The organism is Celeribacter indicus (assembly GCF_000819565.1).
In the GTDB taxonomy this organism is placed as follows: domain Bacteria; phylum Pseudomonadota; class Alphaproteobacteria; order Rhodobacterales; family Rhodobacteraceae; genus Celeribacter; species Celeribacter indicus.
Genome location: NZ_CP004393.1, coordinates 1,496,446 through 1,522,207 on the forward strand (window position 1 = coordinate 1,496,446; position 25,762 = coordinate 1,522,207).

Genomic DNA, 25,762 nt, shown 5'->3' on the forward strand with positions numbered 1-25,762 from the left:
CCCTTGCCGCTATGGCATTTCCAGCGGCAGGTTGGGTTTCGGCACGAGATCCGGCTGCACGCCGCGGTCCAGGTAGTCCCATGTCGCCATAGCGATCATCGCCGCATTGTCCGTCGCCCAGGTCACGGGCGGCAGGCAGAGCGCGACGCCGTGTCGGTCGGCCACCTCCGCCATCGCGGCGCGGAGCTGCGGCGACGCCGCGACGCCGCCGACGATGACGAGCGATTTCGGCCGGCATTCGACGAGCGCGCGCTCCGCCTTGGCCGCGAGCACCTCGATGCAGGCGGCGACGAAGGAGGCGGACATGTCCTCCGGCGAGATCTCGGGATGGGTTTCGACATGGCGCGCGACGGAGGACTTGAGGCCGGAGAAGGAGAATTCGTAGCCCTCGTTCTTCATCGGCCGGGGCAGGCGCAGCGTGGCGGTTCCCGCCTTTGCGGCACGGTCGATCGCGGGGCCGCCCGGCATCCCGAACCCGAGCATCCGCGCCACCTTGTCGTAGCTTTCGCCGACGCTGTCGTCGCGCGTCGTACCGAGCAGGCGGCAGGTCCAGGCGTCCGTCACTTCCGCGATCAGGGTGTGCCCGCCGGACACGAGCATCACCACCGCGGGATGATCCGTCACGCCGCCCTCGAGCGCGACGGAGCGGATATGGCCGCGCAGGTGGTTCACCCCGTAGGCCGGCACGCCCCAGCCCATCGAGAGCGCCTCCGCCGTCGAGAGACCGACGAGCAGCGAGCCGATCAGCCCCGGCCCGCGGGTGACGCCGATGGCGGTCAGGTCGCGCGGCGTGACCCCGGCCTCGTCCATCACCTCCCCGATCACCGGCAGGATCGCCTCGAGATGGGCGCGGGAGGCGAGTTCGGGATAGACCCCGCCGAAGGAGTCGTGAATCTCGAACTGGGAGACGGTCCGGATCGCGGCGACATGGCCGCTGCGGTCGACGAGCGCCGCGGAGGTGTCGTCGCAGGAGGTTTCGATCCCGAGGATGAGCCCGCTCATTGCACCGCTCCCGTGAGTGCGGCGATCTCGGCGGCGGGGATCGCGCCGTGGCGTTCGATCTTCACCGGCGAGAGGCGGCAATTGACGATGGTCGAGGGGGCCGCCGCGCTGCCGGAGCCGGGGACGGTCATGTCGGGCGCACCCGCGAGCTGTGCTGCGGCCTCCACGGTCGTCGCCGGCGTCTCCGCGCCGGAGCGGTTGGCGGAGGTCACGAGGAGCGGTCCGGTCTCGCGCAGCACGGCGAGCAGTCGGGCGTCGTCGGGAATGCGCACCGCGATCTCCGCGCGGCCCGCAAGCCAGCCGGGTGCGCGGGTCTGGTCGAGGCCGAAGACGAGCGTCAGCGCGCCGGGCACGAAGCGGCTCGCGAGCAGGGCGTCGGCCGCCGGCGGGATTTCCGCCCCGAGGGCCGCGATCTGGCCGGCATCCGCGACCATCACCGGCAGGTTCTTGTCGCGCGGGCGCATCTTCAGGGCGTAGAGCCGGTCCACGGCGTCGGACCGGGCGGGCGAGACGGCGAGGCCGAGCACCGTGTCGGTCGGGAGGAGCACCACGCCGCCCTCGGTGAGGCAGCGGGCAATCTCTGCGACGCCGTGGGTCATGTGAGCACCTCCACGATGGGGTGGGCGCGCGCACCGGGGGCCGGTTGCGGAGCCGTGAGGGCGAGCCGGAGCAGCGTCGCCATCGACGCGCGGTTGGTCGCGGGCGGGGGGGCGCCCTCGACGGCGACATTCCCGGCGAGGACGTAATCGTCCAGTTTTCCAAGCTGCTCGCGCGCTTTTTCTTCGAGACAATGTTCGTAATGTTCAAGTTTTCCGGCCCGATAGAGGCCGAAATGCACATGCGGACGGGCCGCCCGGCGCAGCAGCGCGACGGGGGTCGTGCCGTCGTCGAGCTCCGCCCCCAGCGCCTCGAAGGCGGGAATGGAGAGGACCGGCAGGCCGAGCGCGAAGCCGAGGCCGTTGGCGAAGGCGGCGGCGGTGCGGGTGACGCCGAGCCCGCCGGGGCCGGTGTCGCAGGCGATGAGCGTCAGCTCCGGCAGGGTGGCGCCGCAGGCCGAGAGCCCGGTGTCGAGCAGCGCCCGGTAATCGCGCGAGCCGTCGAGGGCGGGGATCCGCGCGCTGTCGAAGACGACAGACCCGTCGCGGCCGAGACCGAGCGAGGGCACGCCATTCGATGCCTGGAGCAGAAGGACAAGGCTCATGCGACGCCCTCCAGCGCGTCGAGCACGGGGGACCAGCGCGCCGCCTCCGCCCGCAGGGTGATCCGGCGCGTGCCCTCCCCGGCGCCGAAGTCGAGCCGGATGGAGAGCGGCGCATCGAAGAAATCCCCGAGCCGTTCGCCCCATTCGATGAGTGACAGCCCGCTCTCCACCTGCTCCTCGAGGCCGAGGTGGTGGAAGTCCTGGGCGCCGCGCAGCCGATAGGCGTCGACGTGCAGCACCGGCAGGCTGCCGGTCTCGTAGATATGGGCGATGGTATAGGTGGGGCTCGTGACTTGCTCGGTGCAGCCGAGCGCGGCGACGAGGGCGCGCACGAAAAACGTCTTGCCGGCCGCGAGCGCGCCGTCGAGCAGCACGACATCGCCCGCGCGCAGATGCGGCGCGAGCGCGGCGGCGATCCGGGCCGTCGCCGCCTCGTCCCGCGCTGTCAGGGTCAGGTCCCGTGTCACGTCGTCCCCGTCTTCCGTACCGTCTTTGGCAGCCTCCCGGCGCTGGCCGGTTGACAGCGATTTAGGCGATCGGCGGGCAAAGGTCCATGGGGAGACGCAGACGGCACGCCTCAGCGGCGCAGCGTCCGGCGCACGGTGGCTCCGGTCTCCATGCCTTGCAGGAAGGCCTCGGTCAGCATGTCGCCGCGGTACGGATCCGCGGGCGGTGCGGCGGGCACCGGCGGGATGGCGGGGGGCGGCGGGGTGGCGATGGCCAGCAGGACGAGCCCGACGCCGAAATAGGCGCCGCCCACGATCAGCGCCGCGATCGGCAGCGTGGTCACGAGCAGGAGCGCGCTGAACGCCGAGACCGTGAGAAAGACGAGGCCGACGAGAAGGAACGCCGCCGCCGTCGCGCTCAGGGCGGCACGGCGGGCGGCGCGTCTCAGTGTCAGGGACAGGGCCGTGATCATCGGCGGCTCAGCGGCGCGCCGCCAGCAGACCGACGAGGAAGCCGAGCCCGGCGGCGAGGCCCATCGCGGCGGAGGGATTCTCGCGCACCCTGTTTTCCATTTCCCCATAGGCGTCGAGCGCCGATTGCTGTGCGTGGGCGACATGTTCCGCCCCGCGCGCCCGCGCCTCGGTCAATGCGGCCTGCGCACTCGCCTTCGCCGCCTTGCCCTGGGCGGAGCCATAATCGGCCATCGTCTTGGTCAGCGCGGCGATGTCGTCCTTGAGCGTGGCGATCTGGGCCTGAAGTTCTTCGGTGGTCACTTCGGTGGGGGAATTTCCAACGCGGGCCATTGAGATATCCTTTTGGTGCCATGGTTTCCCCCGGACAACGCACGGCTGCGCGGAAAGTTCCACGGCTCATGCCGATGATCCTGAAAGGAGATTTGCGGGAACCGACCGGGGCGCGGCGGTGTTGTCCTGCCAGAACGCGCAGATTTCTGCGCCTGTCAACAAAGGAGAAACCCCATGCTTGGCTGGGCTCTTACATTTCTCGTCGTCGCGCTGATCGCGGGCTTCCTCGGGTTTGGCGGTATTGCCTCGGCTTCCGCCGGCATCGCGCAGATCCTCTTCTTCATCTTCATCGTGCTCTTCATCGTCGCGATGATCGCGCGTGCCGTCCGTGGTCGCCCGCCGGTGTGACCGCGGGATGACGCAGCCGCGCTCCGGCGGGCTGCGACGACATCCGCACGCACGAACCCCCGCCGGATTGGCGGGGGTTTTTCGATTGTCCGGGCTGTGGTCCGCGGCCCGTGAGGCCGTCGGCATGTCAGGCGGTGAGGGATTCCGTCGAGGAGAAGAACATCGCCTGCGACACGGCGGAGAGCACCTGCTCCTCCGAATAGGGCTTCGTGATGACGAAGGCGGGTTCCGGGCGCTCGCCGGTCAGCAGCCGTTCGGGGAAGGCGGTGATGAAGATGACGGGAATGTCGCCCGCCTCCGCGAGGATCTCGTTCACCGCCTCGATGCCGGAGGAATTGTCGGCGAGCTGGATGTCGGAGAGGATGAGATCGGGGCGCTCCCGGTCCGCAAGCTGCACCGCGCCCTTGTGGGTGCGGGCGACGCCGGTGATCTCATGTCCCATCTCCGCGACGATCGCCTGGAGGTCGAGCGCGATGATCGCCTCGTCCTCGATGATGAGGACGCGGCCGGCGACGCTGTCTTCCATCTCGGTGCGCGCGGTGCCGAGCAGGCCCTCGACCTCCCCGACCCCGGTGCCGATGATTTCGGCGATGTCCTTCGTCGAGAACCCCTCGATCGTGGCGAGGAGCAGCACCTCGCGGGAATTCGGCGTCAGTTTGGACATATGCGCCTGGGCGCGGCGGGCGAGCGTGCCGTCCTCCTCCGCGACGGGCGCGCCGGCGCTGTTCCAGATCACATGGAAGGCCCGGAACAGCGCGATCTTCGCATCCGACACCTGGTCGAAGACCGACCGGTCCTCAAGCAGCGCCTCGAGCGTCGCCATGGCATAGGCGTCGCCCGAGCTCTGCGAGCCGGTGAGCGCGCGCGCGTAGCGGCGCAGGTAGGGAAGATGTTGCGCGATCTTGTCGGCCAGCCCGGCCGTCTCGTTCATTTGGGACATTTAGTGGATCCATTATTTCCTTTTGTCGGGAACCAAACGTCTTCGGGTTACGTTCGGTTCCAGAAGACTTGAAAAAAATGACGCATGCAGGACGAAATATGGCGCGTGAAATGAAGGACTCCGCCTTGGGGTCGCAAATAGAAGACAATCTTCGTCGCGTATACGAGCGGACGCTGAACGAGGATGTACCGGACCGGTTCAAGGACCTCCTGGCGCAGTTGAAGGCGCAGGAAAAGACGACGGAAAATTCCGGGAGCAGCAACTAGATGACGGGTTCTGTGAAGGGGGACGCCGCGCGTGATCCCCGAGACGAGATCGTGGAACATCTTGGGGCGATGCGGGCCTTCGCCCTGTCGCTGACGCGCAATGTCGCGCAGGCCGACGACCTCGTGCAGGACACGATCGTCAAGGCGTGGTCGAATATCGACAAGTTCCAGGCTGGCACCAACATGCGTGCCTGGCTGTTCACCATCCTGCGCAACACCTTCTACTCCGGCCGCCGCAAGATGCGCCGCGAAGTGGCGGATGTGGACGGGGTGATGGCCGCGAGCCTGTCCGAGAAACCCCATCACGACGGGCGCCTCGCCATGCGCGATTTCGAGGTCGCCTTCGCGGAGCTTCCCGATGAGCAGCGCGAGGCATTGATCCTTGTCGGGGCGACCGGGTTTTCCTATGAAGAGGCGGCGGAGACCTGTGGCGTGGCCGTCGGGACGATCAAGAGCCGGGTCAATCGCGGTCGCAAGCGGCTGGCCGTGCTCCTGAACCTCGATGAGAACGAAAATTTCGAGCTCACGGACAAGGCCACGATGGCCGTCGTCGCAGGACAGACGGTGCAAGGAGGCAGTTTGTGATAAGACGTCTGCGGGCCGGCGTGGACAGCCTGACGGTGCGCGTCGCCGTCATGCTCGCGGCGGCCCTGTTGCCGATCGGCGTGATCGCGATCGCCCAGTCGCGCGCCCTGATCCGGGACAGCCGGGACCAGAGCGAGGTGAACCTGCTGGCGCTCACGTCCGAGGCCGCGGCCAACGAGGAGGCGCTGATGCGCACCGCCTTCGGCGCGGCGCAGGCGCTTGCCGGGATCGCCCCGGAACTCCTCTCGCTCGGCGACGACTGCCATGAGGCCATGACCAGCTTCGTCTCGGACGGCGCTACCTTCGCCTTCGCCGGCATCGTGAGCGCGGAAGGGCTCGCGCTCTGCTCCTCCGGCGGGGAGGTGGCGGACCTGTCGGGGACGACGCTTTATCAGAAGATGCGCGAGACGCCGCACCCCCGCGCGACCCTCAGCGAAAGGGGCGCGGTCTCCGGCCGGTCCGTGCTCGTCGTCTCCTATCCGATCCTCGACGAGGAAGGCCGGTTCATGGGCTACACCGCCGTGTCGCAGCCGCATGTGCAGTTCTTCCGCAGTCTCGAGCAATTGTCGGCCGAGCGCCCGGTCGATCTCGTGACCTTCAACGAGGCGGGGGAACCGCTGTCGATCAAGAACGGGATGGAAGGGCTCGAGGAGAACCTGCCCGAGGGCCGCACGCTCGATTCCTTCGTCGGCAAGCCCCAGCACGCCTTCACCGCCCGCACCGCGAGCGGGGAGCGCCGCGTCTTCGCCTATGTCCCGATCGTGCCCGGCCTCGTCTACGGGCTCGGAAGCTGGGACGCCCAGAACCTTGGGCTGAGCTGGAACCGGGTGACCGCCATCGTCCCGCTGCTCTTTCCCGTGCTGATGTGGCTCGCCTGTCTCATCGTCGTCTATATCGCCATCCAGCGCCAGGTGATCCAGCCGACGCGCGACCTGCGGGCGCGGATGCTCCTGTTCATGCGCTCGCGCCGGATCGCGCCGGTGCGCGCCCAGGCGCGGCCTGCCGCCGAGTTCCGCGAGATGGACGAAACCTTCGTGCGCATGGCCAACAGCATCCTGCATGACGAGGCCGAGCTCGAGGACGCGCTGCACGACAAGACCGTGCTGCTGCGCGAAGTGCACCACCGGGTGAAGAACAACCTGCAACTCATCGCCTCGATCCTCAACATGAAGATCCGCAAGGCCCACACGCCGGACGCCAAGGTCGCCCTGCGCGATCTCCAGACCCGCGTGATGGGGCTCGCGACCGTGCACCGCAGCCTCTATGAAACCTCGCTTCAGGGCCGGGTGCAGGCCGACGAGCTGATGCGGTCGATCGCCATGAACGTGCTCAACGCCGGACAGGTGGAAAGCAAGGCGATCGAGGTGGAGGAAAGCTATGCACCGCTCGTGCTCTATCCCGACCAGGCCGTGCCCCTGTCGCTCATCGCCTCGGAGGCGCTGAGCAACGCGCTGAAATACGGCGGCTCCGATCCGGGCGGGACGGCCCGCGTCTCCATCCGCCTCGACGCGGAGCCGGACAGCGGCGATGCGGTGCTCACGGTCGTCAATTCCCGCGGCTCCGTGCCGATGACGGAGACGGAGGACATGGAAGGCAGCGGTCTGGGCAATCAGCTGATCCTCGCCTTCACCTCCCAGCTCGAGGGCCGGGTGGAGCAGGAGGACGAACCCGATCACTACACGATGCGGCTGCGCTTCCCGCTTGCGGAATTCCGCGAGGATGCCGAGGAAGCCGCCGAGTGAGCGGCTCCGGTCATGCCTCGGTATCGAGCCAGATCGTCACCGGCCCGTCATTGACGAGCGACACCTTCATGTCCGCGCCGAAGATCCCGGTCTCCGCCGGCACGCCCGCCGCGACCAGCGCGCGGGTGAACGCGCCGTAGAGCGCCTCGCCCTCTGCCGGCGGGGCGGCGGCGGAAAAGCCGGGGCGGTTGCCCTTCGTCTCGGCGGCCAGGGTGAACTGGCTCACGACCAGTGCGCTGCCGCCGATGTCGCGGACCGACAGGTTCATCTTGCCCGCCTCGTCCTGGAAGATCCGCAGTTTCGCGATCTTCGCGGCCAGCCTTTCCGCCTCCGCCTCGCCGTCGCCGCGCATCGCGCAGACCAGCACCAGAAGGCCCGGTCCGCAGGCGCCGGTGATCTTTCCGTCCACCCGCACCGCCGCTTCGCTCACGCGCTGGACCAGGGCCCTCACAGCTCGTCCTCCCAGGGCGGGTTGGCGCCCGCGCGGCTCACCGTCACCGCCGCGGCACGCGCCCCGAGGCGCAGCGCCCCGGCGACGCTGTCCGTATCGAGGGCCGCGACCGCGGCCTTGCCGAGCCTGCCCGCGCGCCAGAGGCCGGCCAGAAGTCCGGCGTTGAACGTGTCGCCCGCGCCGACCGTGTCGACCACCGTCACCCGCTCCGACGGCACATGCACCACCCCCTGCGCGCCGTAACCGGTCACGCCGTCCTTGCCCATCGTCAGGCATACGAGCTTCGGTCCCATGGCGAGGATCTGCTTTGCCTGCGCCTCCGCGTCCCCCGGTCCGAGCAGCCAGCGGAGATCCTCGTCGGAGACCTTCACGATATCGGCATGGCGCAGCATATGTTCGATTCGTGCACGATACCGCGCCTCATCTGCGATGAAATCGGGCCGGATGTTCGGATCCAGCATGGTGACCCGCGTCGCAGAGGCGGCCACGAACAGCGATTCATAGGCCGCGCCACAGGGCTCCACCGGCAGGGAGATGCCGCCGCAGAACACGGCCTGCACGCGTTCCGGCAGGGCGGGCAGGTCGGCGGAGGTCAGCATGCGCCCGGCCGTGTTCTCGTCGTAGAAGGCATAGGTGGCATTGCCCTTTACGAGCTTCACGAACGCCACCGTGGAGGGGCGGTGCGCGGTGATCGCGAGGCTTGCGTCGACATGGCTTTCGGCCAGTCTTTCCTTCAGCAGATCGCCGAAGAAATCGTCGGAAAAGCCGGACAGGAACATGGTCGGCGCGCCGAGCCGTCCGAGCGCGATGGCGGTGTTGCAGACCGCGCCGCCGGGATAGGGCGCATAGGCATCCTCGCCCTCCGTGCTCTTGCGCGGCAGCATGTCGATCAGGGCCTCGCCCGCACACAGGATCATCGCATCCTCCTCTCCGTTTGTCCCTCCTTCTAGGGCCGTTAGCGTTAACGGAGCAAGAGAAAAGGCGCGCAGGAGCGCTACTGGCTCATCGCGTAGACATATCCGATCACGCCCGCCACGATCAGCCCGGCGAGCACCGCGAACGCGATCTTCCACGCGGACCAGGGCCGTTCGCCCTCCACCCGGCCGGTGCGGCCGTTCACGACGAAGCGGTAGCTCTTGCCGCGGTATTTGTACGCGGCCATCCAGACGGGCAGGAGGATATGCTTGAAGGTCACGCCCGTGACCCCGGTGTGCAGGTCGTGCACCCTTTGCCGGTCGCCGCCGATGTCGAATTTCACGTCCCGGAGGATCACCCGGTCCATATAGGCGCGCGCCTCCTCATAGCCCTCCTCGAGGCCCACGGAATAGGCGGTGGCGCGGAAACCCGCGAGATAGTCGGGGATGTAGGGTTCGAGGTCCGAAAGATCCCAGGGGGCGAGCCCGTCGGTGAACTTGCGCGGCAGGGCGTTGGAGGCGAGCACCAGCACGTCGTCGAAGAACCGCGCGACGCGCCCGGAGGCGGCGCGCCAGCGGGTGTGGCGCTGTCGCACCGTCTGGCGCTTGCCGTTCCGGGTGACGGTGCGGGTGGTGTAGTAGTCATCCCCGCGCTCGCCGCGATAGGCCGTGTCCGTCTGCGCGTCGAAGGTCCAGTAGGGCAGGTAGAGCCCGGACAGGCGCCGCCCCTTGCGCGCGTAATCCTTCAGCCCGTTCGGCGCGAACCAGAGCCGGCCGAGCCAGGCGGTCATCGCCTCATGCGCCTCGGCCTCCGTCAGGGCGAACGGCAGAAGACCGCGCGGCTTGATCTGTCGATGTGCGCCGGTGCTGGTCACGACGGGGGTGGCGCAGAACGGGCATTCGGTCGCGTGCAGATCCGCGTCGAATTCGACCTCCGCCCCGCAATTGGGGCATTTGGACACGCGCGTTTCCTCGATGTCCTGCGCCGGAAGCTGCGCGGCGAGGGCGGCGCGGAAGTCGAGCTCGCGCGGGGCATCGGTGCCCTCCGTGTCGAGCGTCTGGCGCGCGCCGCAATGGTCGCAGATCAGAAGTCCTGCCGCGGGGTCGAAGCGCATGTCCGCGCCGCAATTCGTGCAGGGAAAGCGGTGATCGCCGCCGGTCGGGGCCGGATCGGGCGCGGGCGGCGCGGGGGGAACGGGCGGAATGCGCGTGCTCATGCCCGCTCCCGGCGTTCGAAGCTCACCACCTGCGCAAGCTCGCGGCAGCTTGCCGAGGTGAAGCGCAGGACGTGGCAGAAGAGCGAGGTGCCTTCGCCGTCGCGGGTGAACCGGCCGGAGACGGAGCCGGCCCTGCCATGGGTCGAGACCTCGCTGACCGAAAGGCTCACCGGCGGTGTCACCTGTGCTACCGCGTCGGAAATCGCACCGCGGCCGATGAGGCAGGGCGCGCCGGTGCGGTCCCAGCTTGCCCCCTCGGCCAGCAGGTCCGGTTCGAGCCGGGCGACGCCCATGAAGGCGAGGGCGATCTCCACCGCCCTGGCGTTCCTGGGGGCGTTTTCGCAGCCGGCGGGGAGGGTGACGCGCGTCTTCCCGGCCATGGCTCACGCGCCGGGCGGCGGCGGGGGCGGGGCGATGGTGAAAAGCTGCGCAAGCTCGCGCACCTCCTCGGCCCGGAGCCAGCCGTCCTGGCCCGGCGTCCAGACATAGCTTTCCCGTTTCAGCGTGCCCCTGGCGGCCATCTGTCCCATTTCCGCCCTGGAATAGGGGCCTTTGGTCGCGCCGTTCTCGGCAATGTGCCAGACATGTTCCACCGGCGGCGGGGGCGGCGCTGTGCTGGCGGCGGCGGGACGCGCGCCCCAGGGGCCGCTCTGCGTCGCCATGCCCATGCCCATCCCGGCGCCCATTCCGGCCCCCAGGCCCGCGCCCATCGAGGCTCCCATGGCGGAATTCTCCGATCCCATGGCCTCGGCGGCGTTGAACTTCATGTAGCTGTCGAGATCGCCGACGATGCCCATGGAGGTGCGCTTGTCGAGGGCCTTCTCCACCGCTTCGGGGAGGCTGATGTTCTCGATGTAGAATTCCGGGATGGTCAGCCCGTAATCCGCGACCACTTTCGAGATCTCGGTGGCCACGAGCGTGCCGAGCCCGTCCGTGTTCGCCGCCATGTCGAGCACCGGAATGCCCGAGCCTGCGATGATGCGGGAGAAGGCCTGGACGATGATGTTGCGGATCTGGAAGGAGATCTCGTCCATGGTGAATTCGCCGTCCGTGCCGACGATCTCGGTGAGAAACAGCGCGGGATCGGCGACTTTCACGGTGTAGGTGCCGAAGGCGCGCAGGCGCACCGGGCCGAATTCCGGATCGCGGCAGATGATCGGGTTCTTTGTGCCCCATTTCAGGTTGCCGAACCGGGTCGTGTCGACGAAGTAGATCTCCGACTTGAACGGCGAGCGGAAGCCGTGGTCCCAGTGCTGGAGCGTGGTGAGGATCGGCATGTTGTTGGTCTCGAGCATGTAGAGACCCGGCGGGAACACATCCGCGAGCTGGCCCTCGTGGACGAAGACGGCGGCCTGTCCCTCCCGCACGGTGAGCTTCGCGCCGTATTTGATCGCATGGCCCTCGCGCTCGAACCGCCAGACCATCGTGTCGCGCCTGTCGTTGGTCCAGTGGATGACGTCGATGAATTCGCCGGAGAGGAAGTCGAAAATACCCATGTCGGGGCCTCCTTGGTCTCGTCAGATATCCTCGCCCATCAGCTCGTAGGCGATCTCCGTCGCGATCGGACGGGCGATGTCGGGGGTCATGCCGGGCGCGAGCCGGGGATCGTAGAGGATGCGCAGCAGAAGTTCGTCATGGCGCGTGAGCAGCGCGAATTCCTCGTCGTCGTTGAAGATCGAGGGACGCGCGCGCGGGCTGTCGTTGGCCAGGCCCAGCCCCTGTGCCAGCTCCTCGTGGAAACAGGACTGGCGCAGCAGGTCGGGATGTTCGGCACGGATGATCGCCACCGCGTTGCGATAGGCGCCGTCGTCCTTCGGATCGGAGGCGATGACGAGGCAATAGGAAGAGCGCGGCATGTCCTCGATCGAGCGGATCGTGTCGGCGCCGAGCCCCGGTATGAGCTCCGCAAGGCGCGGTCCGATGGCGCGGCGTTCGTCCTCGCTCAGGACGAGCACATGGAAATTCGGCCGCGCGGAGAGGGAGATCTGATGGCCGCTCGCCCGCGCCAGCTGCGCGATGAGGCTGCTCAGCGTCCTCCGGTCTGTCTGGCGCCGGTCTTCCGGCACGGAGGGCCCGAATTCGAGGCCGATCCGCACCGGCACGTCCCAGCGATGCAGGTTCGAGGGCACGGCCTGTGCCACGTAGCGACCGTTCACGAGCGTGTATTCGTCGTGCAGGGCGATCGCGTCGAAATTCGCCGCGAGCTGGCGCGCGAAGAAGGGCGCGTCGGGCCCGCCGCCATCGGTCCTGAGCAGGTTGTTGGACAGCAGGTCGCGCTGCACCCGCGCATAATAGACCTCGAGCAGGCGGCTTTCCTCGCTGCGGACCGTCGGGTCCGGGCGCGGGGCGGGCAGGGCGGCTTTCGTCGGCGGGCGCGTTTGCGGCGGGATGCCGGGGGCTTTCGGCGCGCAGGCCGACAGGGCGAGGCAGAGCGCCACGCCCGCAAGCGTCTGTCCGGCCCGCGCCGCCATGCGCATCAGCGCACCGCCGGTCCGGCAGCGTTGCCGCCCGATTTCGCGGAGGCGAGCGTGTCGCGCAGGTTGGCCTCGAGCGTCTGGAGCTCCTGTTCGGCCTCGGCGCGCTTGCGCTTGCCCTCGTCGGCGATGGCGAGGCTTTCCTCGATCGTGGCGATCAGCTCCGCATTCGCGGTCTTCACCGCCTCGATGTCGAACACGCCGCGCTCCATCTCGGTGCGGATCGTCGCATTCGCCTCGCGCAGGTTCTTCGCATTCGCGGTCAGAAGCTCGTTGGTGAGGTCCGTCGCCGCGCGGATGTCGCGTGCGGCCTCGGAGGAGCGCTGGATCGTCACGGCCTGGGCAAGCTGCGTCTCCCAGAGCGGCACGGTGTTGACGAGGGTCGAGTTGATCTTCGTCACCAGCGACTTGTCGTTTTCCTGCACGAGCCGGATCGAGGGCAGGGATTGCATCGTCACCTGGCGCGTCAGTTTCAGGTCGTGCACCCGCCGTTCGAGGTCGTCGCGCGCGGCGCGCAGGTCGCGCAATTCCTGGGCGCGGATGACCTGATCCTCCTCGGGGGCGGCGTCCACGGCGGCGGCGAGCGCGGGGATCTCCGTCGCGTCGAGCTCCCTGAGCTTGAGCTCGCCCGCCGCGATATAGATTGCAAGCTCGTCGTAGAAGGTGAGCGTCTTCTCATAGAGCAGGTCGAGCGACTTGATGTCCTTCAGCAGCTTGTGCTCATGGGTCAGCAGGCTGTCGGTGATGCGGTCGATCTGGCCCTGCACATCCTCGTAGCGCGCCACGAATTTCGCCATCGGCGCCGCCCGGCCCAGGAGCTTCTCCCACCAGCTCCGCTTGCGCCGCACGTCGAGTTCGGAGACGGAGAAGCCGCGGATCGTGGTCACGATGGAGCTCAGGCTGTCGCCCGCCGGGCCGACATCCTTGTTCTTCACATCCGTCAGCATCGCCTGGGAGATTTCCTGGAGCTTCACCTGCGCACCGGAGCCGAAACGGACGATGGAATTCGTGTCCGTCATGTCGATCTCGGCCTTCGCGCGCTCGACTTCCGGCGCCGCGGGCGTGGCCGCGAGCCTTTCGGGATCGACCAGCTCGCCCTGCGGTTCGGGAAGGACGACGGACGTCACCTCCTCGACATCTTTCAACGCGGCCTCGGCCTTCTGGCGAACGGTGTCGGACATATGTGGTCCCCCTGTTGTCCCGGATTAAGACGTGATGCCCTCGCGGGCGAGGCGGTCGCGCAGCACCTCGATCTCGATATCCAGATCGGTCTTGCTGTCGATCAGCAGCGCCTCGGTGCGCGCGGCGAAATTCTGTTCGAGATCGTCGAGCAGCGCGAACCAGTCCGCCCGCGCCTCCGCATTCTTCGAGCGTGTCCAGAGATCGGCATATTTCACCGTCGCGTCGCGCGCGCCCAGAAGATAGACGCCGAGATACCTGCGCGCCGCGGTGAGGTCGCGCGGATCGTCCTCGACGGTGCGGAACATCGCGCGGGCGGTGGCGGCGAAGCGGTCGAACCGGCCCTGGGCCTGGCGGTCGCCTGTCCGTTCGAGCGCTTCGCGCATGGCGTTCAGATGGGATTCGGCCTCGTCCACGGCGCGGGCGACGCGGTCCCGCTGGAACATGTCGACCTCGTCGAAGCCCTTGTTGCGGAGCGGGTCGAGCCCGAAGGCAAGGCTGTGCAGCACGGTGCCCAGAACGGCGAAGATCCCGGTTTCCACCGGCCCCCAGCCGAACCAGCCGACGAGGCCGAGGCCGAGCCCGGTGAGAACGGAGCCGAAGATCTTGCGCGGGATGGCGGGGCGGCGGGCGACGCGGCGCGCTTCATAGGCCTCCTCCGCCTTCAGCCCCTCGCGGGTGAGGACGGCCGCGCCGACGAGACAGCCGAGGGCCAGAAGGTATCCGGCCATGGCGACGGGCGGGGCGGTGAACGCCTTCCACGCGAGCGGCAGGGCGGCAAGGAACAGGAGGTTCGAGCGCGCCCCGACCCGCGTGGGCCGCTTGCCGTCGAAGGGGCGCGCGGCTGGCGGGCGGGGTGTGGTGCCGTCCCTGGGGCGGGACGACCCGTCGGGGGAATAGGTCGAGCCGTAGCGTCGCGCCATGGATCACATTCCCTGCGCCTTGATCGTCACATAGAAGGTCAGCGCCACCAGAAGGTAATAGGCGAGTTTGGAGAACACGCTGTCGCTCATTCCGGCCCTTTCGATCGCCCGCTTGCGTCATATCCAGATATAGGAAGGAATCGCGCAACGTGAAAGGCTTGAGGGGACCGGCGCATGTGCTTTCCCCCTCGGCTCAGCCTTTGGGCGGTTTACCGCCGCCTTTCGGCCCGTTGTGCGATTTGAACCCGGCGGAGCGGGACTTGCCGCCTTTCGGGCCGCCATGCGACTTGAATCCGCGCGACTTGAACCCGCCGGGTTTGTCGCCGCCCTCGCGGCGCCGCGGTGCGCCGGAGCTGTCTCCCTCGCGCGTCTTCGCGCCCTCGGGCTTGCCCGCGCCATCCCGGCGCCTGAACCCGCCCGGCTTGCCGGAGTCCTCGCGGCGCTTGAACGGGCCGGGTTTCCCGCCCTCGGCACGGGGGCCGGTTCCGGCGGGCCTGTCGCCGCGCGCGGGCCGGTCCGGGCGGTCGCCCTGCGCCTTGAACCCGGCGGAGCGGGGCTTCGGGCCGGGTTTGCCGGGGCGCGGATCGCGGCCGGGCGTCTCCGTGCGCGGCCCGCCCTTGCCCTTGCGCATCACGTCGCGGCGCGGCTTGCCGTCCTCCTCGCGCTCGAGGCCGAGCTGGTCGCGCAGCACGCGCCCGCGCACCTCCTCCACCGCGCCGGGCGCGAGCGTGCCGAGCCGGAAGGGCCCGTAGGAGATGCGGATGAGCCGGTTCACCGTGAGGCCGATATGCTCCATCGCGCGGCGGATCTCGCGGTTCTTGCCCTCGCGCAGGCCGACGGTGAGCCAGGCGTTCGCGCCCTGCTGGCGGTCGAACACCACCTCCATCGGCTGAAACTCCTCGCCGTCGATCACGACCCCGTGGCGCAGCGGCTCGAGCATCGCCTCGCTCGCCGTGCCCTTCACCCGGACCCGGTATTTCCGCAGCCAGCCGGTGTCGGGAAGTTCGAGGCGCCGCTTGATCTCCCCGTCGTTGGTCAGCAGCAGAAGCCCCTCGGAGCTGAGGTCGAGCCGGCCGACGGTCATCACCCGCGGCAGGTCCGCGGGCAGCTTGTCGAAGACGGTCTCGCGCCCCTTCTCGTCCTTCGCCGTGGTCACGAGCCCCGCGGGCTTGTGATAGAGCCACAGGCGCGGCGGCTCGGGCTCGCCCACCTCCTTGCCGTCGACGAAGATCCGGTCCTTCGGCATCACGTTGAGCGCGGGAGAGGCGACCGTGCGCCCGTTCACCGTCACGCGGCCTTCCGCGATCATCGCTTCCGCATCGCGGCGCGAGGCGATGCCCGCGCGCGACAGCACCTTCGCGATACGCTCGCCGGGCGGCGTGCCGGGCGTCTTCGGCGCCTCGGAGGAGGGGGATGCGGGGCGGGAGGGGCGTTTCTTGTCCATGCGCTGCCCATAGCCGAGAGCGGGAGGGTTGGGAAGAGCAAACAGGAGCCGGCCCGCGCCATCAGGACGCGGGCCGGCCCACGAGGGTCTCCTCTGGCGGCGAACCGCCGAAACCTCGGTTTCAGAACGTGTGGACGTAGGCCACGCCGAACACCCAGGGGTCGATCTCGGCCTCGCCGATCTTCGCCCCGTCGAGCTTCACGTCGCTGTCGATGTCGATCCAGCGCACATCGGTGCGGAAGGCGTTCTTTTCGTTGATCTTGTAGTCGAAACCGGCGTGGAGCGCGAGGCCCCAGCTGTCGTCGAGGTCCAGATCGCTGCCCGCGACCGCGCCCTTGGCCTTCTCGTCGAAGAAGGCGGTGTAGTTCACGCCGACGCCGACGAAGGGGGAGAAGGTTTCACCGCTGTTGAAGTGATACTGCACGGAGACGACCGGCGGCAGGTGCTTGGTCGAGCCGATCTTGCCCAGACCGTCGGCGTCGATGTCATGCAGGAAGGGAAGCGCGCCGAGCACCTCGATGCCGATGTTGTTGGCGACGAAATATTCGAAGGTGACCGTGGGGCGCACGTTGTCGCCCACGTCGAGATCGGTCGAGCCGAGGATCGTGCCGTTGTCGGACTTCGGCATCACGCCGTGCAAGCCGAGGCCGAGCGTCATCGTTCCGGCCTCCTGCGCGCTCGCGAGCGTCGGCAGGACACAGCTCATGGCCAGGGCGGAGGCGAGGAGGAGGTTGGTTTTCATTGGATATCCCTTTTCGTGTTCCTTGATCGCGCGCAGGGGAAGGCTTGGGACAGGGACGGCGGCGCGGCCTTGATTTGGGTCAATCCGCGGCCGGGGTGCGACAAGCTGCCTCAGTTGGCGGCGGAGCGGGCGCGCGGGGCGCTTGCCAAGTGCGCGCGGGCAGGTCAGGAAGGGGCATGAGGTTCCGGTCCCACATGGATATCGCCTTCGAGGAGGCGCGTGCCGCGGAGGCGCGCGGCGAGGTGCCCGTGGGCGCGGTCGTGGTCTCTCCCTCGGGCGAGGTGGTGGGGCGCGGCGGCAACCGCACCCGCGCCGACAGGGATCCGACCGCCCATGCGGAGATCGTCGCGCTGCGCGCGGCCTGTGCCGCGCTCGGGCGCGACCGGCTGCCGGGATACGATCTGTATGTGACGCTCGAACCCTGCGCGATGTGCGCCGCCGCCATCGCGAACGCCCGCATCGCGCGGCTCTACTACGGGGCGGAGGATCCGAAATCGGGCGGCGTGGCGCATGGCGCGCGGGTGTTCTCCCACCCGCAATGCCACCATGTGCCGGAGGTCTACGGCGGGATCGGCGCGCGCGAGGCCGAGGGGCTGCTCAGGGCCTTCTTCGCCGCGAAACGCTGAGCCGTCAGGCGTCGAACATCGCGTAGCGCGCGATGCCGTAGACGTAGAATCCCGCAAAGAGGATGTTGATCCACTTGAGCTGGCGTTCGCTGCGCAGCCATCCCATCGCGATCCAGATCAGGCAGAAGGGCAGCGACAGGAACAGGTTGAGCGGATACCAGTTCTGCACGATCGCCACGGTGGAGGCGATGCCGAGGGCAAGGGCGAGATTCTTCAGGGCGCGTTCGTGGCGCAGGAGCATGAGTTCGAGCATCGGAACATCCCGGCGACACCGCAGCCGCCAAAGGCCGCGGTCGAAATTTTCAAGGGTTGCAAGCTGTTGCGGCGCGAAGGCGCGGCAGGGGTGTTCTAGGACGAAACCCCGCCGGAATGCAAGGACAGCGGATGTGGCGGAGGGGCGGGCCCTCTGCGCGGAGCTGGCGCGGGCGCCGGGACAGGGGGGGAGAGGGGGCGTGCGCAGCGCGGATGGACGGGCGGGCGCATGGGCGCGCAGGCGGGGCGCGGGACGCGTGGTCTCCGGCCCTCCCGCCGTCGGGGCGACCGCGCCGGACGTCCGGCCCGCCATGCCGCGTGCCGGTGCGATGACACGGGCACGGGCGGCGGCGGGCCGGGCGGGCTCAGATCTCGATCGGCACCAGCACTTCGGGCACTTTCACCACGCCGTCCTCGAGCGCATAGACGAGTTCGTCGCAGCTTTGCGCGAGAAGCGGGAAGGTGCCCCAGTGGCAGGGAATCACCGTGTCGAAATCGAAGAATTTCTGGCAGACATAGGCCGCGCGCTTCATGTCCATCGTGTAATGGCCGCCGGCGCAGAGGATGCCGATATCGGGTTCGTGGAAATCCGCGAACCATTCCATGTCGGCCATGATGTCGGTGTCGCCGGAGACATAGATCGTGTGGCCCTCGCCCGAGATCATGAAGCCCGCCGGCTGGCCCGCATATTGCGGCGCGCCCTCCCCGAAGTCGATGGACGAGGAATGGACCGCGTTCACCATCGTGACCGAGACCGCGCTCTCGTCCTCGCCGAGCGTGATCGTGCCGCCCTTGCCGAAGCCGGTGACCTCCGCGCCGTCGCCGCCGAGGAGGTTCGACAGTTCATGGATGCAGTAGATCGTCGCGCCCGTGTCCTTCTGGACGGTCAGGGCGGTGGAGGCATGGTCGCCATGCCCGTGGGTCAGGAAGATCGCCGTCGCGCCCCCGGTCGCTTCCTTCTCGCGGCCCTCGGGGAAGGAGGGGTTGCCCGCGATCCACGGGTCGATCAGAAGAACCTGATCCGAGATCTCGATGCGAAAGCCGGAATGGCCGAGCCAGGTGATTTTCATGGGATGCTCCCTATGTTGCTTCTGACGGGAGTTTAGGGCAGCGAGAGGGAAAATCATATGTGGAGCGAACAATTCGACGCCTATTGCGAGCGCACGGATTTCACCTTCTGGTCCGAGCCGGTCAACGCGCTCACCAACGCGGCCTTCCTGATCGCCGCGCTCTGGGTCTTTCCGCGCACCCGCGGACTGCCGCTGGCGCGGGCGATGGCGGTGGTGCTCTTCGTCATCGGCCTCGGCTCCTTTGCCTTCCACACCACCGCGACGCGCTGGGGCGCGCTTGCCGATACCGCGCCGATCCTCGGGTTCATCCTGCTCTATATCTTCGCGGCAAGCCGCGATTTCCTCGGGCTCGCGACGTGGAAGGCGCTGCTCGCCACCGCGCTCTTCTTTCCCTATGCCGCCGTGACCGTGCCGGTCTTCTCCGCCCTCGGCCTCGGTTCCTCGGCGGGATACGCGCCGGTGCCGCTGCTGATCCTCGGCTATGCGCTGATCCTTGCCCGGCGCGCGCCCCGGACCGCGCGCGGGCTCGCCCTTGGCGCGGGGATCCTGTGCCTGTCGATCGCGATGCGCTGGCTCGACGATCCGGTCTGTGCCGCGCTGCCGCTCGGCACGCATTTCCTGTGGCACATCCTCAACGCCACGATGCTCGGCTGGATGATCGCGGTTTATGCGCAGCACATGCTTGAAGGCCGCGCCCCCGCGCGGTAAAGCGCAGGGGACGCGCGGCCCGCGCGACCGACAAGACGAAGGAGCCTGCCCCATGTCCATCGACATCGACACCGCGCGCCGGGTGGCCAAGCTCGCGCGCATCCGCGTCGAGGAGGACGCGCTGCCCGCGCTCGCCTCCGAGTTCAATGCCGTCCTGGGCTTCATCGAACAGCTCTCCGAGGTGGATGTGGACGGCGTCGAGCCGATGACCTCGGTCACGCCGATGCGGCTCAAGCGGCGCAAGGACGGCGTGACGGACGGCGGCATGCAGGAGAAGATCCTGTCGAACGCGCCGGACGCGCGCGAGGGTTTCTTTGCCGTGCCGAAAGTGGTGGAGTGAGCGCGATGACCGATCTGAACAAACTCACGCTGGCCGAGGCCCGCGACGGGCTGCGCGCGAAGGAGTTCACCTCCGCCGAACTGACCGAGGCCTGTCTCACGGCGATCGAGGGCGCGGGCGCGCTCAACGCCTTCGTCCACGACACCTCCGAGATCGCCCGCCTCCAGGCGACGGCGGCCGATGCGCGGATCGCGCTCGGCGATGCGCCGGCGATGTGCGGGCTGCCGGTGGGGATCAAGGATCTGTTCTGCACGAAGGGCGTGCCGTCGCAGGCCGCCTCCGCGATCCTCGAAGGCTTCACGCCGGAATACGAGTCGACCGTCACCGCGAAACTGTTCGACGCGGGTGCCGTCATGCTCGGCAAGCTCAACATGGACGAATTCGCCATGGGCTCCTCGAACGAGACCTCGACCTATGGCAATGCGGTGAACCCGTGGCGGCGCGGCAACGAGGACACGCCGCTCACGCCGGGCGGCTCCTCGGGCGGGTCCGCCGCCGCCGTGGCCGCCGATCTCTGCCTTGCCGCGACCGGCACCGATACCGGCGGCTCGATCCGCCAGCCCGCCGCCTTCACCGGCATCGTCGGGATCAAGCCGACCTACGGGCGCTGTTCGCGCTGGGGCATCGTGGCCTTCGCCAGCTCGCTCGACCAGGCCGGGCCGATGACGAAGACGGTGCGCGACGCCGCGATCATGCTCGGGGCGATGTGCGGCCATGACATGAAGGACAGCACCTCCGCCGACATTCCCGTGCCGGATTTCGAGGCCATGCTGACCGGCGACATCAAGGGCAAGAGGATCGGCATTCCGCGCGAATACCGCATGGACGGGATGCCGGCGGAAATCGCGACGCTCTGGGACGAGGGCGCGGCGATGCTGCGCGACGCGGGGGCGGAGATCGTCGATATCTCCCTGCCGCACACGAAATACGCGCTGCCGGCCTATTACGTGATCGCGCCGGCCGAGGCGTCGTCGAACCTCGCGCGCTATGACGGGGTGCGCTACGGCCACCGCGCGACGCTCGCGCAGGGCGAGGGCATCGACGACATGTACGAAAAGACCCGCGCCGAAGGCTTCGGCCATGAGGTGCAGCGCCGGGTGATGGTCGGCACCTATGTGCTGTCGGCGGGCTTCTATGACGCCTATTACAACCGCGCGCGCAAGGTCCGCACGCTGATCAAGCGCGATTTCGAGACCGTCTTCGCCGATGGCATCGACGCGATCCTCACCCCGGCGACGCCTTCGGCGGCCTTCGGCCTCGGGGAGATGTCGGACAGCGATCCGATCCGGATGTATCTCAACGACGTCTTTACCGTGACCGTGAACCTCGCGGGGCTGCCCGGCATCTCCGTGCCTGCGGGTCTCGACAAGACCGGCCTGCCGCTCGGGCTCCAGCTCATCGGGCGGCCCTGGGAGGAGGGCGATCTGCTGAATATCGCACATTCGCTTGAGGCCGCTGCCGGTTTTGTTTCCAAGCCGGAAAAATGGTGGTAAGGGACGCATCTACCGTTCAACCACCTTCGGAGACTGTCGCGATGCGTCGTGCCTCTATCGCCCTGATGTCCCTTGCCGTCCTGGCCGCCTGTGAACCGCCGGTGCCGGACAGCGGCACCGGGGTCGGATTCGGCTCCTATGCCGATTACCAGGCGGAGCGCGAGGCGCAGCTCATCGCCAATGGCGAGGGGCAGGGCGTGCCGGGGGCACCGATGGGCGCCGCCCCGGCCTCGCGGCTCAACACGCAGCAGATCTCCGAAGAGGCGCTGTCGGCGATCGACGCCTCCCAGGGCGCTGTCGGCGCGCCGACGCCGACCGTGGCATCCCGGCCGCAGGCGTCGAATGTCACGCCGGGGCCGGCCGTGTCCAATGCGATGGGCATCTCCGCGGAGAACAATTTCGACGCGGTTTCCGCCGAGCGCTCCATCGAGGAAGACGCCGCGCGCGTGGCCGCGAACCGGCAAGCCTATGTGACGATCCAGCCCACCGTCGTGCCGAACCGTCCGGTGTCCGACGCGGGCACGATCGTCGAATTCGCGCTCTCCACCACGAACACCGTCGGTCAGCCGATCTATTCCCGCCTGATCCCCGGCGCCGCATCCCGCGCCGCGCGCAACTGTGCGAAATATCCCTCGCCGGATCTCGCGCAGGAGGATTTCCTCAGGAGCGGCGGACCGCAGCGCAATGCGAAGGGCCTCGATCCCGATGGCGACGGTTTCGCGTGCAGCTGGGATCCCGCGCCCTTCCGCCTGGCCGCGCAGAACCGCCGCTGAACCCTTGCCCGCCCCCGTGATCCGCGACCACCCGTCTCCGAATTTCGGGGACCGGCGGGAGGGCGCGCGTCCCGATCTCGTGGTGATCCACTACACTGCCATGGCCAGTGCCGGCGCTGCACGCGACCGGCTCTGCGATCCCGCCTTCGAAGTGTCCGCGCATTACCTGATCGACCCCGCGGGCGGGGTGTTGCGCCTCGTGGAGGAGGACAAGCGCGCCTGGCATGCCGGGGCGGGGCAATGGGGCGGGGTGAGCGACGTCAACTCCCGCTCCATCGGCATCGAGCTCGCCAATCCCGGCACCGTCCCCTTCGCCGCCGCCCAGATCGAGGCGCTCGAGGCGCTGTTGCGGGATATTCTCGACCGTTGGGCGATCCCGCCGGAGCGGGTGATCGCCCATTCCGACATGGCACCGGAGCGGAAATTCGATCCCGGCCCGCGGTTCGACTGGAGGCGCCTCGCGCGGTCGGATCTGTCCGTGTTTCCGGCGGTGACGGGCGACGAGGCGGTGGATGAGGTGCGGTTCGTGCAGGATCTTTCCCGCTTCGGCTATCCCGCCGCGCCGCTTCAGGCGCTCGTGCCGGCCTTCCGTTCGCGCTTCCGCCCGCATCATGCGGGGCCGCTCGACGGGCGCGACATGGCGCTGGCCCGCGACCTCGCGGTTCGCTTTCCCGTTGACCGCGGGCGCGGCAGGGCCTAAATCCGGCGCGCGCGGATGGCCGGATAACCGCCGCCGAAAGGGTAAGCCTTCGGGGGAGGAAAGTCCGGACTCCATTGAGCAACGGTGCCGGGTAACGCCCGGCGGGGGCAACCCCAGGGACAGCGCCACAGAGAACAGACTGCCTTCCATGCGGAGGTGATGGTGAAACGGTGGGGTAAGAGCCCACCGCGGGACCGGCAACGGGACCGGCACGGCAAGCCCCACCGGGAGCAATGCCAAATAGGGATCCGGCAGCGGTCCGGGGGGCGCGCCCTCCGTCCGCAAGGTCGCTCAAGCCTTCGGGATCCGGGTTGGCAGCTTGAGCCCTCTGGCGACAGGGGGCCTGGAGGAATGGTTATCCACGGGGGCTCCGGCCCCCCGGACAGAATCCGGCTTACAGGCCGTCCGCGCGCTTTCCCGCCCCCTTCCGGAGGGGCGCTGCCCCTCTTGCGCCTGCGGCGCAATTCACCCCGGAATATTTCTGAGCAGATGAAGGCGAGGCGGAAGGTCTTGCCGTGGAGGCAGAATCTGCGACACTCGGGGAAATGGTCCGGCATCAGGGAGGTTCCGATGAGTTTCGTGAGGACACTGGCAACGCTGGCGATCGGGTTCGCGGCAGCCAAGGGCGTGGACAGGTATCGCAGGATGGGCGGCATGGACGGCATGCGGGAGGCGATGCGCCAGGTGGGCAATCCCGGCGGCATGGCCGATCAATGGGGCCAGATGGCCGAGAAGATGGGAGTCCCCGGCGGCGCGGGCGCGATGCGCGAGATGATGGGCCGGTTCGGCAACCAGGCGGCCGACATGTCGGAGGCGACCGAGGCGGGCATGTCCTCGCTGATGAACGCGATGACGGGGGCGGCGGCGACGGGGGCGGCCTCCATGTCGGACATGTTCGCGGCGATGACGAAGGGCACGCCGGTCGGCGCGGCGACGGAGGAGAACGCGCGGCTGATGATCCGGGCGATGATCATGGCGGCGAAATCCGACGGGGAGATCGACGCGGAGGAGCGCACGAAGATTCTCGATGCGCTGGACGACGCCTCCGAGGAGGAGATCGCCTTTGTCCAGGCGCAGCTCGACGCGCCGGTGGATCCCGCGGCGCTGGCGAAGGATGCGGGGCAGACCGCGACATCGCAGGTCTATGCGGCGGCGCTCATGTCGATCTCGGTCGATACCGATGCGGAGAAGGCCTTTCTCAAGACGCTCGGGACCGCGCTGATGCTCGATCCGGTGAAACAGGCGGAGATCCATCAGGCCATGGGCAAGCCCGTGATCTGACCGCGCGTCGCGGCGCGGAGGGAGGAGGGGCGGCCGGCATGGGCCGCCCTTTCGCCGCCACGCGGCGAGGTGTCTGATCCGACGGTTTAACGGTGTGATCCTTTCGCATGAATGGAAGGAAGCGTTACGGGACAAGGTCGTCACGGGAGCGCCAGGACCATGTCCGCGGTCCGAGCAGCAATAGAGCGATCGCAAGCTTCGATCACGGAGTTAAGCCGGGAGCCTGGGATCAATCCCGAAAAGGTTGCACGGTGGCGCAATCTGCCGGCGCGATCAGGCCCCGCGCGGCAGCCAGGCGCATCATATCGCTGTCGGCGGAGGCGATTTTTCATGATACCCCATTGACTCGGGCAGCCAAGGGCTTAAAAGGCGGGCTTCAAGGATTTCACGGGTTGGCCCGACCACCCGCCCGAACGAGACAACTGGAGTAACGAAAATGGCGAAGCCGACGACGATCAAAATCCGTCTGAACTCGACCGCGGACACGGGCCACTTCTACGTGACCAAGAAGAACGCACGCACCATGACCGAGAAGATGGTCGTAAAGAAATACGACCCGGTCGCGCGCAAGCACGTCGAGTACAAGGAAGGCAAGATCAAGTAAGACCTTCCGAAGACCGAAAGATGCGAAAGCCGCGTGACCCGAGAGGGAAGCGCGGTTTTTCAGTTTGACGACCAGGCAACCCTCTCCCCCCCGACGCGCCGCCTGCGGGGCAGGCAGCCGAACCCGGCCAGGACGGCCGACAACAGGAGAGAGACGATGCTGGAATGTGATCCCTACGAAAGAGACCCCGACTGTATGATGGCGGGCACCGTGGCGGCCGGGACGGTCGCGCATGCTGTTCCGCCGTTCGTCATTCGCGCCGCGATGCCCGCCGACACGGCGGAGATCGACGCGCTCTTTCGTGCCTCCTATGGCACGCTTCTCAAACAGGATTACGATGCGGCGATTCTGGCGCAGGCGCTTCCCTCGCTCCTGGTGACCTCGCCGCGGCTTCTGGCCTCCGGTTCCTTCTTCGTGGCCGAGGCGGGGGGAGGCGAGCTGCTGGCGGCAGGCGGCTGGACGCAGGCCACACCCTTCGGCGGCGTCGGGCCGCGGGAGATCGGCCATATGCGCCGGGTGGCGGTGCGGCCGGACTACGCCCGGTGCGGCATCGGCAGCGTGGTGCTGGAGCATATCCTCGACCATGCCCGGCTGACGGGGGTGACGCGGCTTTGCGCGCTCTCCACCCTGACCGCGCGGGCCTTCTACGAATGCCATGGATTCGCGGCCTCGGGCGAGGTCGAGCTCACGCTGCGGCCCGGCGTCCGGCTGCCGGCGGTGCAGATGGCGCGGGATCTCTAGGCCAGGGCCATGAGCACGGCGCCGGTCGAAATCAGGCCGACGCCGATCCAGCCCATGAGGCTCAGCTCCTCGCCCAACAGGAAGGCGGCGAGGAGCGCGACGAAGACGACGGAGAGCTTGTCGACCGGGGCGACCTGCGAGGCCTTGCCGATTTGCAGCGCGCGGAAATAACAAACCCAGGAGGCGCCGGTCATCAGCCCCGAGAGGACGAGGAAGCCCGCGCCTTTCGGGCTGATGCGGGACAGCGGCTCGATGTCGCCCAGCGACCATGCGAAGAGCCCGGAGGCGAGGAGCACGACGCCGGTGCGCAGGAAGGTCGCGAAATTGGAGTTGATCTCTGTGACGCCGATCTTGGCGGTGATCGCGGTCAGGGCGGCGAAGAGGGCGGAGAGCAGCGCCCAGAACTGCCAGTTGTCGGTCATGGTGCTGTCTCCCGAAAGAATAGGGCCGGTCAAAATAGAAAAGGGCCGGTCGAAACCGGCCCTTCGTATGTCGG

General features: G+C 68.2%; 33 protein-coding genes and 1 other RNA gene. 14 read left to right on the top strand and 20 right to left on the bottom strand.

The genetic code is table 11. The features are described from left to right. Positions 1-9: 9 nt before the first annotated feature. The 6 genes from tsaD to P73_RS07570 form a co-directional block, all read right to left on the bottom strand. Positions 10-1,002 carry a tRNA (adenosine(37)-N6)-threonylcarbamoyltransferase complex transferase subunit TsaD gene (gene tsaD / locus P73_RS07545; RefSeq protein ID WP_043869126.1) on the bottom strand — a complete coding sequence of 331 codons (993 nt, stop codon included), beginning with the start codon at positions 1,000-1,002 and terminating at the stop codon, positions 10-12. Next, the gene (locus P73_RS07550) at positions 999-1,601 is read right to left on the bottom strand and encodes an L-threonylcarbamoyladenylate synthase (RefSeq protein WP_043869127.1); all 603 of its coding nucleotides are present in this window, start codon (positions 1,599-1,601) and stop codon (positions 999-1,001) included. Before P73_RS07550 ends, tsaD begins: the two co-directional genes overlap by 4 nt. Continuing rightward, on the bottom strand, positions 1,598-2,203 hold the full coding sequence (locus tag P73_RS07555; RefSeq protein WP_043869128.1) for a hypothetical protein: 606 nt from the start codon (positions 2,201-2,203) through the stop codon (positions 1,598-1,600). The genes P73_RS07550 and P73_RS07555 overlap by 4 nt, the downstream gene beginning before the upstream one ends. Then, positions 2,200-2,670, bottom strand: a complete 471-nt coding sequence (gene tsaE / locus P73_RS07560) for a tRNA (adenosine(37)-N6)-threonylcarbamoyltransferase complex ATPase subunit type 1 TsaE (protein WP_052453101.1) — start codon at positions 2,668-2,670, stop codon at positions 2,200-2,202. Before tsaE ends, P73_RS07555 begins: the two co-directional genes overlap by 4 nt. A gap of 110 nt (positions 2,671-2,780) precedes the next feature. Further along, on the bottom strand, positions 2,781-3,122 hold the full coding sequence (locus P73_RS07565) for a phage holin family protein (RefSeq protein WP_043869129.1): 342 nt from the start codon (positions 3,120-3,122) through the stop codon (positions 2,781-2,783). Positions 3,123-3,129: 7 nt separating this feature from the next. After that, complete coding sequence (locus tag P73_RS07570; RefSeq protein WP_043869130.1) at positions 3,130-3,453, bottom strand: ElaB/YgaM/YqjD family protein; 324 nt, start codon at positions 3,451-3,453, stop codon at positions 3,130-3,132. A 174-nt stretch (positions 3,454-3,627) separates the two neighbouring features. Between P73_RS07570 and P73_RS24830 the strand changes: the two genes are divergently transcribed. Next, complete coding sequence (locus tag P73_RS24830) at positions 3,628-3,801, top strand: DUF1328 domain-containing protein (RefSeq protein WP_043869131.1); 174 nt, start codon at positions 3,628-3,630, stop codon at positions 3,799-3,801. Between the two features lie 127 nt (positions 3,802-3,928). Here P73_RS24830 and P73_RS07580 read toward each other — a convergent pair whose 3' ends face one another. Further along, positions 3,929-4,741, bottom strand: a complete 813-nt coding sequence (locus P73_RS07580) for a response regulator (protein ID WP_052453102.1) — start codon at positions 4,739-4,741, stop codon at positions 3,929-3,931. 98 nt (positions 4,742-4,839) lie between these two features. On the opposite strand from P73_RS07580, the gene P73_RS25500 reads away from it, so the two are divergent. From P73_RS25500 to P73_RS07590, 3 genes are read left to right on the top strand one after another with little or no spacing between them, the layout of a single operon-like run. Further along, positions 4,840-5,007, top strand: a complete 168-nt coding sequence (locus tag P73_RS25500) for a NepR family anti-sigma factor (RefSeq protein ID WP_158401922.1) — start codon at positions 4,840-4,842, stop codon at positions 5,005-5,007. After that, positions 5,008-5,592, top strand: coding sequence for an RNA polymerase sigma factor (locus P73_RS07585; RefSeq protein ID WP_043869133.1), 585 nt, complete (start codon positions 5,008-5,010; stop codon positions 5,590-5,592). Then, positions 5,589-7,334, top strand: coding sequence for a sensor histidine kinase (locus tag P73_RS07590; RefSeq protein ID WP_043869134.1), 1,746 nt, complete (start codon positions 5,589-5,591; stop codon positions 7,332-7,334). The genes P73_RS07585 and P73_RS07590 overlap by 4 nt, the downstream gene beginning before the upstream one ends. A 10-nt stretch (positions 7,335-7,344) precedes the next feature. Here P73_RS07590 and dtd read toward each other — a convergent pair whose 3' ends face one another. The 10 genes from dtd to P73_RS07640 form a co-directional block, all read right to left on the bottom strand. Further along, positions 7,345-7,785 carry a D-aminoacyl-tRNA deacylase gene (gene dtd / locus P73_RS07595; RefSeq protein WP_043869135.1) on the bottom strand — a complete coding sequence of 147 codons (441 nt, stop codon included), beginning with the start codon at positions 7,783-7,785 and terminating at the stop codon, positions 7,345-7,347. Continuing rightward, entirely contained in the window at positions 7,782-8,702 is a 921-nt protein-coding gene (locus tag P73_RS07600) for a carbohydrate kinase family protein (protein ID WP_043869136.1), read from the bottom strand. Before P73_RS07600 ends, dtd begins: the two co-directional genes overlap by 4 nt. A 77-nt stretch (positions 8,703-8,779) precedes the next feature. Then, the gene (locus tag P73_RS07605; RefSeq protein WP_052453545.1) at positions 8,780-9,814 is read right to left on the bottom strand and encodes a TFIIB-type zinc ribbon-containing protein; all 1,035 of its coding nucleotides are present in this window, start codon (positions 9,812-9,814) and stop codon (positions 8,780-8,782) included. Positions 9,815-9,912: 98 nt separating this feature from the next. Then, positions 9,913-10,296 carry a hypothetical protein gene (locus P73_RS07610; RefSeq protein ID WP_043869137.1) on the bottom strand — a complete coding sequence of 128 codons (384 nt, stop codon included), beginning with the start codon at positions 10,294-10,296 and terminating at the stop codon, positions 9,913-9,915. A 3-nt stretch (positions 10,297-10,299) separates the two neighbouring features. Then, the gene (locus tag P73_RS07615; RefSeq protein WP_043869138.1) at positions 10,300-11,412 is read right to left on the bottom strand and encodes an SPFH domain-containing protein; all 1,113 of its coding nucleotides are present in this window, start codon (positions 11,410-11,412) and stop codon (positions 10,300-10,302) included. Between the two features lie 21 nt (positions 11,413-11,433). Continuing rightward, positions 11,434-12,393, bottom strand: coding sequence for a DUF2927 domain-containing protein (locus P73_RS07620; RefSeq protein WP_052453103.1), 960 nt, complete (start codon positions 12,391-12,393; stop codon positions 11,434-11,436). Beyond that, positions 12,393-13,571, bottom strand: a complete 1,179-nt coding sequence (locus P73_RS07625) for a toxic anion resistance protein (protein ID WP_043869139.1) — start codon at positions 13,569-13,571, stop codon at positions 12,393-12,395. Before P73_RS07625 ends, P73_RS07620 begins: the two co-directional genes overlap by 1 nt. Before the next feature lie 24 nt (positions 13,572-13,595). Beyond that, positions 13,596-14,492: a 5-bromo-4-chloroindolyl phosphate hydrolysis family protein gene (locus P73_RS07630; RefSeq protein WP_043869140.1), complete on the bottom strand. Its 897-nt coding sequence runs from the start codon at positions 14,490-14,492 to the stop codon at positions 13,596-13,598. Between the two features lie 193 nt (positions 14,493-14,685). Continuing rightward, a complete protein-coding gene (locus tag P73_RS07635) occupies positions 14,686-15,936 on the bottom strand; it encodes a pseudouridine synthase (RefSeq protein WP_052453104.1) in 1,251 nt (416 codons plus the stop codon). 121 nt (positions 15,937-16,057) lie between these two features. Next, complete coding sequence (locus P73_RS07640; RefSeq protein ID WP_043869142.1) at positions 16,058-16,678, bottom strand: OmpW/AlkL family protein; 621 nt, start codon at positions 16,676-16,678, stop codon at positions 16,058-16,060. A gap of 176 nt (positions 16,679-16,854) precedes the next feature. On the opposite strand from P73_RS07640, the gene P73_RS07645 reads away from it, so the two are divergent. Continuing rightward, positions 16,855-17,304 carry a nucleoside deaminase gene (locus P73_RS07645; protein ID WP_043869143.1) on the top strand — a complete coding sequence of 150 codons (450 nt, stop codon included), beginning with the start codon at positions 16,855-16,857 and terminating at the stop codon, positions 17,302-17,304. Positions 17,305-17,308: 4 nt separating this feature from the next. Here the strand turns inward: P73_RS07645 and P73_RS07650 are convergent, their stop codons facing one another. Both P73_RS07650 and P73_RS07655 read right to left on the bottom strand, forming a co-directional pair. Beyond that, positions 17,309-17,557, bottom strand: a complete 249-nt coding sequence (locus P73_RS07650) for a hypothetical protein (protein WP_052453105.1) — start codon at positions 17,555-17,557, stop codon at positions 17,309-17,311. Positions 17,558-17,921: 364 nt separating this feature from the next. Continuing rightward, positions 17,922-18,626, bottom strand: a complete 705-nt coding sequence (locus tag P73_RS07655; RefSeq protein WP_043869144.1) for a metal-dependent hydrolase — start codon at positions 18,624-18,626, stop codon at positions 17,922-17,924. A 57-nt stretch (positions 18,627-18,683) separates the two neighbouring features. Here P73_RS07655 and P73_RS07660 point away from each other — a divergent pair, with 57 nt between their 5' ends. The 9 genes from P73_RS07660 to P73_RS07695 all read left to right on the top strand — a co-directional run bounded on the left by P73_RS07660 (position 18,684) and on the right by P73_RS07695 (position 25,266). Continuing rightward, the gene (locus P73_RS07660; RefSeq protein WP_043869145.1) at positions 18,684-19,334 is read left to right on the top strand and encodes a ceramidase domain-containing protein; all 651 of its coding nucleotides are present in this window, start codon (positions 18,684-18,686) and stop codon (positions 19,332-19,334) included. Between the two features lie 52 nt (positions 19,335-19,386). Further along, entirely contained in the window at positions 19,387-19,674 is a 288-nt protein-coding gene (gene gatC, locus P73_RS07665) for an Asp-tRNA(Asn)/Glu-tRNA(Gln) amidotransferase subunit GatC (protein WP_043869146.1), read from the top strand. Between the two features lie 5 nt (positions 19,675-19,679). Next, the gene (gene gatA / locus P73_RS07670) at positions 19,680-21,167 is read left to right on the top strand and encodes an Asp-tRNA(Asn)/Glu-tRNA(Gln) amidotransferase subunit GatA (protein ID WP_043869147.1); all 1,488 of its coding nucleotides are present in this window, start codon (positions 19,680-19,682) and stop codon (positions 21,165-21,167) included. Positions 21,168-21,208: 41 nt separating this feature from the next. Next, complete coding sequence (locus tag P73_RS07675; RefSeq protein WP_043869148.1) at positions 21,209-21,940, top strand: hypothetical protein; 732 nt, start codon at positions 21,209-21,211, stop codon at positions 21,938-21,940. Positions 21,941-21,944: 4 nt separating this feature from the next. Then, positions 21,945-22,640 carry an N-acetylmuramoyl-L-alanine amidase gene (locus P73_RS07680; protein ID WP_245629249.1) on the top strand — a complete coding sequence of 232 codons (696 nt, stop codon included), beginning with the start codon at positions 21,945-21,947 and terminating at the stop codon, positions 22,638-22,640. An 11-nt stretch (positions 22,641-22,651) separates the two neighbouring features. Next, positions 22,652-23,053: RNase P RNA component class A (gene rnpB / locus P73_RS24650), an RNA gene on the top strand. A 157-nt stretch (positions 23,054-23,210) separates the two neighbouring features. After that, positions 23,211-23,921, top strand: a complete 711-nt coding sequence (locus tag P73_RS07685) for a DUF533 domain-containing protein (RefSeq protein WP_043869149.1) — start codon at positions 23,211-23,213, stop codon at positions 23,919-23,921. Between the two features lie 436 nt (positions 23,922-24,357). Beyond that, the gene (gene rpmG, locus P73_RS07690; protein ID WP_009572866.1) at positions 24,358-24,525 is read left to right on the top strand and encodes a 50S ribosomal protein L33; all 168 of its coding nucleotides are present in this window, start codon (positions 24,358-24,360) and stop codon (positions 24,523-24,525) included. A gap of 156 nt (positions 24,526-24,681) precedes the next feature. After that, positions 24,682-25,266: a GNAT family N-acetyltransferase gene (locus P73_RS07695; RefSeq protein WP_052453106.1), complete on the top strand. Its 585-nt coding sequence runs from the start codon at positions 24,682-24,684 to the stop codon at positions 25,264-25,266. Here P73_RS07695 and P73_RS07700 read toward each other — a convergent pair. Beyond that, entirely contained in the window at positions 25,263-25,688 is a 426-nt protein-coding gene (locus P73_RS07700) for an EamA family transporter (protein WP_043869150.1), read from the bottom strand. The two genes, P73_RS07695 and P73_RS07700, sit on opposite strands and share 4 nt — an antisense overlap. Positions 25,689-25,762 lie beyond the last annotated feature (74 nt).